The following is a 7,202-nucleotide window of genomic DNA, read 5'->3' as shown; positions in this document are numbered from 1 at the left end:
TCGTCCGTCGCACCCTGCTCCGCCCGCCGCATCGCCTGCTGAAAGCGGCGCTGCGCCTCATTGCCGGGGCCCTGGCGCGGTGATGCACGTTCGGTATCAGCGGGCCGACGCGCCTCCTGCGGTGCCGGCGCGGGCACACGCTGGGTCATGCGTTCGTTCGTCCTCATGCCCAGGCTCCGGTGAGCGGATGGCGGCGCTGCGGTTCCAGCTCGCGTTCCAGCTGCTGGTCCTGCAGCCGCAGCAGCCGGCGCCTGGCGTCGGTGCGCAGGTCCTGCACGGCCTGGCATTGGGCGCTGCAGCGGCGCAGCGCGGCCTCGGCTTCGGCCAGCCGGGCCTCAGCGGCTTCCAGCGCGTCTTCGTCGTCGATCAAGGCGTACTCGGCCCGCTCCAGCCGGTCGTCCAGCCATTCGCGGTGGGCAGCAGCCATGCCTCTCAGCTGCGGCAGCGCGATGGCGCCCTCGCCCACCAGGTGGCGGGCCTGGGCGGCGATGTCGCGCCGCAGCAGGTGAATGGCCTGCTGGCGCTGGGCGATGGCCACCACGGCTTCGTCGCGGGCGCGGCGCAGCTCGGCGCAGGCGCGGCGGGCTGCGGCCTCGCGCAGCTCGCGCAGGCGCTGCAGCTGGGTCAGGTCGTGCAGGTCGTGGGCGGGTGTGTTCATCATGTGCTCCGGTTCAGGCCACGGCCTGTTGCAGCTGCTGCAGCGTGGCTTCCCATGCCGCGGCCTCGTCGGGCCGCTGGCGCAGCAGCGCCTGGATGTCGGGCCAGCGGGCGATGGCCTCGTCAGCCAGCGCATCGGCGCCGCGCTGGTATTCGCCCACCTGCAGCAGCAGGCGGATCTCGGCTTCCTTGGCCATCAGCGCGCGCAGGCGCAGCGCCGCAGCCTGGTGGTCGGGGGCGGCCACGCGGTTGAATACGCGGCTGGCGCTGGCCGGCACGTCGATGGCCGGGTAGTGGCCGGCCTGCGCCAGCGTGCGCGACAGCACGATGTGGCCGTCGAGGATGGAGCGCACTTCTTCGGCCACCGGGTCGCTGCCGTCCTCGTCTTCGGCCAGCACGGTGTAGAAGGCGGTCATCGAGCCATGGGCATCGTTGCCCGCACGCTCGAAGAGGCGCGGCAGCTCGGCGAACACCGAAGGCGGAAAGCCCCGGCGCACCGGCGGCTCGCCCACCGACAGGCCGATCTCGCGCAGCGCGCGGGCATAGCGGGTGACCGAGTCCATCAGCAGCATCACCCGCGCGCCCTGGGCACGAAAGCCCTCGGCGATCGCGGTGGCGGCCTGGGCCGCCCGCAGGCGCTCCATCGCCGGGCGCTCCGACGTGGCCACCACCACCACTGAGCGGGCCAGGCCGGCGGCGCCCAGGCTGTCGTCGAGAAACTCGCGCACTTCGCGGCCGCGCTCGCCGATCAGCGCCACCACGTTGACGTCGCTCTCGGCCTGGCGGGCCAGCATGCCCAGCAGCGTGCTCTTGCCGCCGCCGGCGGTGGCGAACACGCCCACGCGCTGGCCTTCGCCGATGCTGAGCGCGGCATCGATGGCCTTGACGCCGGTGGCGAACACCTGCTGCACCGGCAACCGCTGCAGCGGGTTGGGCGCAGCCGCCTGCACCGGGCGCCAGCTCAGCCCCTGCGCCGGCAGCGGCCGGCCGTCCAGCGGCTGGCCGAAAGCGTCCAGCACCCGGCCCAGCAGCGCGCTGCCGCAGGGCACGGCGGGTGCATCGGACACCACTTCCACCCAGGCGTCGGCGGCCACATCGTCCAGCCCGCCCAGCGGCACCAGGATGGCTTCGCCATGCGACAAGCCCACCACTTCGGCTTGCAGCCGGGCGCCGCGCGCGTCCCACACCAGGCATTGCTGGCCGATGCGGGCCTGCAGGCCGCTGACGCGCAGCGTGGTGCCGAAGGCCTGCACCACCCGGCCACGCTGGCCCAGCGGCCGGCCCTGCTGCAGCGCCTGCCACACGGCCGGACCCAGCAGCGCGCTGGCGGGCGGCGGCTTCACTTGTCTAGACAGGTCGTCGATCATGCGGTCTCCTGCGCCGCGGCGGCCTGCAGCTGCTGGCCCAGGCGCTGCAGCTGGTGCTGCAGGCTGGCGATCAACTGGCCGGCGGGCGTATCGAACACGCAGTCTGTCGGCGCCAGCGTGGGGTCAGGCCGCAGCTGCAGGCGCTGCGCGGCGGCCGGCGCTGCCAGCGCGGGCTGGGCCGACAAGGCGTGCGCCACCTCGGGATGCAGGCGCAGCACGGCCGGCTGCTCGGGCGCCAGCGCCTCGGCGGCGCGGCGGGCCAGCGCGGCCACCACCTGTGCCGGCGCCAGATCGGCGGCGATGCGCTCGACGATCTGCAACGCCAGCGCCACCGCGGCCTGGCGCAGGTCGGCGGCCTGCAGCGCCGCGTCGTCCGCCGCCTGCTGCCAGGCCTGGACCAGTTGCGGGCCGGCCTGGCGCAGCGCTTCGGCGTGGCCAGCGCCCCACCCCTCGGCGTGGGCGGTGTCACGGGCGGCCTGCAGCTCGGCCTCGCGCCGGGTGGCCAGGGCCTCCAGCCGCGCCAGCAGCGCGGTGGCGCTGTGGCAGGCCGTCAGCTCCTCGGCCGACAACCAGGCCTGGCCCATGCTCAGGCTGCCCAGCGCGCTGCGGTGCACGGCGATGAAGGGTGGCGCAGTCATGCGGGCAGTGGCTCCGAGGCCGCAGCCACGGCGGCCAGGGCCGTGGCGGTGTCGATGGCGGGCAGCGGCGCCAGCGTGTCGGGCCAGAAGGCTTCGCGCAGCACCAGCCGCAGCACCGGCGAAGGCACGGCGGCCAGCGCGGCTTCGCGGCCTGCCTCGGCCACCAGCGCGGGCAGCGTGGCGGCGGTGGGTTGGCGGCCGATGGCGGACGCATTGGCCGAAGGCTCGTCACCGGCCTGCAGCAGGCGGGCCGCCGCTTGCGCACCGATGAGCACGGCCAGCTGCTGCAGCACGCGACCGTCGATGCACTGGCGCAGCGCGGGTGCCTGGGCCCAGGCGCCGACCTGCAGCAGCCAGGCCTGGCGCGCCGCCTCGGGCTGGTCGGCCCAGGCCGGCCAGACCGAGAGGTCGGCCCAGCCCAGCTGTGCGCGGCGCGGCGCATCGGCCAGCGCACGGGCGGCGGCCGCGCGGCGGGCGCGGGTGGTGGTGGCGGTTTCCAGCAGGGCGGGGTTCATGGGCTTCAGGCCGCGCGGCGCAGCGTGGGGGTGTCGGCTGCGGGCACGATGACGGCCGCCGTTTCGGGCTGGGCGACTACACCCGGCGTGGCCGGCATCGCCAGCCCGGTGCCGGGCCGCGGCCGGTGCCACACCCACCAGCCCACCGCGCCGCTGAGCAGCGCCACGCCGCCCAACGCGCCGGCCAGGGCTGCCCAGGCCCGGCCATCGCCCAGCCAGCCGGCCAGGCCCTCGGCCGGCGCGGCGCGCACCGGCCCGGGTTCGGCCGGGAACAGCGCCACCGTCACGTTGTCGTAGGGCAGGCCTTCAATGGAGTTCACCACCAGTGCCTTGATCTGCCCGAGCCGGCCACTCATGTCCACCTGCGGCCGGTGCTTGATGAAGACCGAGGCCGAAGCCGGCGGCGGCTTGTCGGCCAGCGGGTCTTTCTCGGGCACGGCCAGATGCACCCGCGCCACCACCACGCCGTCGATGCTGTGCAAGGTGTTGGCAATTTCCTGCGACAGCGCATAGTTCAGGCGCGCCCGCTCTTCCAGCGGCGAAGAGACGAAGCCCTCCTTCTTGAACACCTGGCCCAGGCTGTCGAAGCCGTCGCGCGGGTAGCCGCTGGCGTTGAGCGTGGCAATGGCGCGCGCAAAGCTGTCCTTGGGCGCGGTGACGGCGAAGCTGCCGGCCTCGCGCCCGGCCTTGTCGGCTTCGATGCCGGCCTGGCGCAGCACCGACACCATCTCGTTGGCCTGCCGCTCGCTCAGGCCGCCGTACAGCTCCTGCTCGCCGCAGCCGGCCAGCAAGGCGCCGGCCAGCGCGCAGGCCCAGGCCGCGCGACGGGGGAATGAAGGCATGGGATGAGGCATCGAAGGAACTCCTGCGCGGGCCGTTGGCGCTCAGGCCTGTTGGCGGAACAGTTGCTGCAGCCCGTCGGAGGTGCGGTTGGCCGCGTTCGACATCAGCTGGCAATGGAACATGAACTCATGGCAACGCACGGTGAGCTGCACCATCTGGCCGGGCGACATCGGCTGGCCGCCGGCCACCGCGGTGTTGGCCGCCTGCTGCAGGCCCGTGGCCTGGGCATTGATGGCTTCCAGCGGCTTGAAGAGGGCCTGCATGCCGCGGCCCGGCGCCTGGGTGTGGGGCGCCGGCTGCACCGTGACAGGCGTGCCCGCGGCCGCGCCCTGCGCCCGGCTCATGGCCTGCGCAAAGGCGCCCATGTCGCCCAGCGAGACGCCGTAGCCCGCCCGCAAGGCAGGCGTGGCCCCGGCCATGCCGGCGGCCTCCATGCCGGGCAAGGGAACGAGGGAAGCGTTCAGCATCACCCGCCCCGTCAGTTCTTCTGCGCCATGGTCTTGAGCGCTTCACCGGCCGAGGTGATGGTCGAGTGCGAGCTGGTGGACAGAAAGCCCATCTGCATGGCCTGCGTGCTCAGCATCGTCACGGTGGCGGGCTTGTCGTCGCCTTCGATGATGCGGCCCGAGATGGATTCCAGGTCGGCGGCCTTGCGGTCCAGCGTCTGGCCCCAGGCGGTGGCCATGGCTTCGTACCAGCTGCCTTCGCGCGACTTGCCGCTGCCGGTACTGGTGCTCAGCGGGGCCAGGGCCACCATGCCCATGGGATCGATGGAATTGCTCATTGCTTGCTCTCCTGCATGTGCCCGCTGAAGCGGGCGGGTTGTCAGAACACGAGCGGCGTGACGGCGCCGTCCCGATCCAGCAGCACGCGGTGCCGCTCGATGCCTGCGATGCGGTGCCCCGTGGGCAGCAGCGCACCTTCGAAGTAGCGGGTGCCGTCGGCAGTCACCACGTAGGGCGGCTCACCGGGCACGATGGACGCGAGCCGCTTGCCCGGGTCGTCCACCACCGGCATCGGGCCGGGCGGTGCCGGCGGCGGCTCATTGCGGGCCTCGATGGCGGCCAGGCCGGGCACGTCGCGGCGCGCGGCATCGCGCACCCGGTCCAAGCGGCTGGCATCGGCCTCGTGCGTGGTCACGGCCACGGCGCCCTCGCCCACCGCGCGGGCGCGGGCCGGCACGCCGTTGATGCGGTAGACGTCGGCCACCGCATCGGCCACCTGCTGGTTGACATGCACCTGCCAGCGCGCCGGCAAGGGCTGCGCGGCCAGCAACTGCTCGGCCTGTGCACGCTGGGCGCCGGTGTCGAGGTAGCCGGTGACCAGCAGGCCGCTGCCTTCGGCATCCGGCCGCACCCGCAGCTGGCCCAGGCCGGCCGCCTGCAGCGTGGCCTGCGCCTGCTGGGCCAGCGGCTCACGCGCGGGCGCTGATACCGGCTGGGTATAAGCCGAAGCCAGCATGCCCACCGACACCGCGGCCAGCGCGCCACCGCCAGCCACCAGGGCCTGCCAGCCGCGGCGGCCGGCCCACCAGCGGGACCGGGCCGGGGCGGTGGCGGGCAGGCGGGCGGGCGCGTCCAATGGCGCATCGGCGGTGGCGGGCGCGTCTGGCGCGATGGATGTGCCTGTGGTGCTGCCGTGGTCGGCGCCACCCTCGGTTGCCATCGCCGCCACCAGGCCGATGCGCACCGGCCCCAGCACCAGTTCGGCATCGGGCGCGCAATGTGTCTGCTGACCCGCGACCAGCGACTGGCCGGCCACCTGCAGCTGCCCTTGCAGCACCTCCACGCGCAAGGCCTGCGGCTGCAGGCACAGCCGCACGGCCAGCGGCAGGCCGGCCAGGCCGCGCAGCACGATGTCGCAATCGGCGCTGCCACCCAGGGTGAAGGGCAAGCCCTGCGGCACCGCAGCGCGGGCGCCTTGCTGCGGGCCGGCCAGCACCTGCAGTTGCAGGCCGGGGGCGGCTGCATCAGCCGTTGGCAGATCGTGATCGACGGGCGCTTGCATGGTCAGCGGTTGGCAGGTGTGGCGGGCAGCGGCTGGGCCGGCGGCAGCGCGCCGGGGACCACCGGGGCGGGCACGGCGGGTGGCGCCGGAACGGGCGGGGCCGGCACGGCAGGCGCGGTTGCGGGCGCCGACGTCGCCGGCGGCACCGCCGCCCTCGCCTGCCGGCCGGCCGACAGCCGCGGCGAGATCAGGAACATGCGCTCGACCCGGCTGCTGCCCTGGCTGGTGTTGCGGAACAGGTGGCCCAGCACCGGCACGTCGCCCAGGCCGGGCACCTTGGTCACGCCGTCGTTGCTCGACTCACGGGTGATGCCGCCCAGCAGCAGGCTTTCGCCTTCGAAGATCAGCGCCTGGGTGTTGACGGCCGACCGCTCGACCACCGGCAGCGTGTCGACCACGCGGGTGCTGGACAAGGCGCCGTCCTCGATCGAGACCAGCATCTTGATGCGCACCTCGCCGTTGTCCTTGAACACATGCGGCGTCACGCGCAGCGTGGTGCCGGCCGAGACGTTGAAAAGGTCCACGTCTTCACGCCCTGCCACCCGCACATAGAAGGTGCTGCTGTTGTCGAACACCGCTTCCACGTTCGACAGCGTGAGCACCTGCGGGCTGGACACCACCTTGGCCGCGCCCTGGTCTTCCAGCAGGTTGACGCGGGCGATGAACTCGCGCGCATCGCCCAGCACGGCCGAGACAAAGCCGCCACGGCCGATGGGCGTGATGTCGGCCGGCGCGGTGCCCGGTGCCAGGCCGCGGTCGCTGGCATCGCCACGGCCGAACAGCAGCGAGCTGCGGCCGCGCGAATAGCGCCAGTTGATGCCCAGCTCCTTCAAGCGCTCGGTGTTGACGTCGATGATGGTGGCTTCGATCTCCAGCGTCTGCGGCTCGATGTCCAGCGCGGCGATCAGCTGCTCGTACTGGGTCAGCCGGTCGGGTGCATCGCGCACGATCACGGCATTGAGCCGGGCATCGGCTTCCACCCGCACCATCACGCCATCGGCCAGCGACAAGGCCTGCGGCACCAGCGGCGGCAAGGCCGATCCGCCGGCAGCATTGGGCTGGGCACCGGGTGCAGCGCCACCATAAGCACCCATGCCCGCACCCGCCGCGCCATAGGCCGCGGCCAGCACCGGGCCCGAGGCCATGGCCGCATCGGCCTGCGCGCCGCCCAGGGT

9 protein-coding genes are annotated in these 7,202 nt (G+C 73.6%); all 9 read right to left on the bottom strand.

Features of this window, described 5'->3' with window-relative positions:
* Positions 1 to 163 precede the first annotated feature (163 nt).
* On the bottom strand, positions 164 to 658 hold the full coding sequence (locus ABNT58_RS09055; RefSeq protein ID WP_348753165.1) for a hypothetical protein: 495 nt from the start codon (positions 656 to 658) through the stop codon (positions 164 to 166).
* A gap of 13 nt (positions 659 to 671) precedes the next feature.
* On the bottom strand, positions 672 to 2,024 hold the full coding sequence (locus ABNT58_RS09050; protein ID WP_348753164.1) for a FliI/YscN family ATPase: 1,353 nt from the start codon (positions 2,022 to 2,024) through the stop codon (positions 672 to 674).
* Complete coding sequence (locus tag ABNT58_RS09045; RefSeq protein ID WP_348753163.1) at positions 2,021 to 2,662, bottom strand: FliH/SctL family protein; 642 nt, start codon at positions 2,660 to 2,662, stop codon at positions 2,021 to 2,023. Before ABNT58_RS09045 ends, ABNT58_RS09050 begins: the two co-directional genes overlap by 4 nt.
* Entirely contained in the window at positions 2,659 to 3,177 is a 519-nt protein-coding gene (locus ABNT58_RS09040) for a hypothetical protein (RefSeq protein ID WP_348753162.1), read from the bottom strand. The genes ABNT58_RS09045 and ABNT58_RS09040 overlap by 4 nt, the downstream gene beginning before the upstream one ends.
* A gap of 5 nt (positions 3,178 to 3,182) precedes the next feature.
* Entirely contained in the window at positions 3,183 to 4,019 is an 837-nt protein-coding gene (gene sctJ / locus ABNT58_RS09035; RefSeq protein ID WP_348753161.1) for a type III secretion inner membrane ring lipoprotein SctJ, read from the bottom strand.
* 42 nt (positions 4,020 to 4,061) lie between these two features.
* Positions 4,062 to 4,487, bottom strand: a complete 426-nt coding sequence (locus ABNT58_RS09030) for a hypothetical protein (RefSeq protein WP_348753160.1) — start codon at positions 4,485 to 4,487, stop codon at positions 4,062 to 4,064.
* An 11-nt stretch (positions 4,488 to 4,498) separates the two neighbouring features.
* Positions 4,499 to 4,804: a hypothetical protein gene (locus ABNT58_RS09025; RefSeq protein WP_348753159.1), complete on the bottom strand. Its 306-nt coding sequence runs from the start codon at positions 4,802 to 4,804 to the stop codon at positions 4,499 to 4,501.
* 41 nt (positions 4,805 to 4,845) lie between these two features.
* Positions 4,846 to 6,027, bottom strand: a complete 1,182-nt coding sequence (locus tag ABNT58_RS09020; RefSeq protein ID WP_348753158.1) for a hypothetical protein — start codon at positions 6,025 to 6,027, stop codon at positions 4,846 to 4,848.
* A gap of 2 nt (positions 6,028 to 6,029) precedes the next feature.
* Positions 6,030 to 7,202: type III secretion system outer membrane ring subunit SctC (gene sctC / locus ABNT58_RS09015; protein ID WP_348753157.1), on the bottom strand; the 1,173-nt coding region annotated here is incomplete at its 5' end.

This window comes from uncultured Aquincola sp. (assembly GCF_964001545.1).
GTDB lineage: Bacteria > Pseudomonadota > Gammaproteobacteria > Burkholderiales > Burkholderiaceae_C > Aquincola.
Note: the sequence above shows the minus strand (reverse complement) of the source record. Positions and strands in the feature narration are given on the sequence as shown.

Coding starts and splice junctions, on each gene's coding strand:
- ABNT58_RS09055 (WP_348753165.1), bottom strand. CDS start 658: ATGAACACACCCGCCCACGACCTGCACGACCTGACCCAGCTGCAGCGC.
- ABNT58_RS09050 (WP_348753164.1), bottom strand. CDS start 2,024: ATGATCGACGACCTGTCTAGACAAGTGAAGCCGCCGCCCGCCAGCGCG.
- ABNT58_RS09045 (WP_348753163.1), bottom strand. CDS start 2,662: ATGACTGCGCCACCCTTCATCGCCGTGCACCGCAGCGCGCTGGGCAGC.
- ABNT58_RS09040 (WP_348753162.1), bottom strand. CDS start 3,177: ATGAACCCCGCCCTGCTGGAAACCGCCACCACCACCCGCGCCCGCCGC.
- sctJ (WP_348753161.1), bottom strand. CDS start 4,019: ATGCCTTCATTCCCCCGTCGCGCGGCCTGGGCCTGCGCGCTGGCCGGC.
- ABNT58_RS09030 (WP_348753160.1), bottom strand. CDS start 4,487: ATGCTGAACGCTTCCCTCGTTCCCTTGCCCGGCATGGAGGCCGCCGGC.
- ABNT58_RS09025 (WP_348753159.1), bottom strand. CDS start 4,804: ATGAGCAATTCCATCGATCCCATGGGCATGGTGGCCCTGGCCCCGCTG.
- ABNT58_RS09020 (WP_348753158.1), bottom strand. CDS start 6,027: ATGCAAGCGCCCGTCGATCACGATCTGCCAACGGCTGATGCAGCCGCC.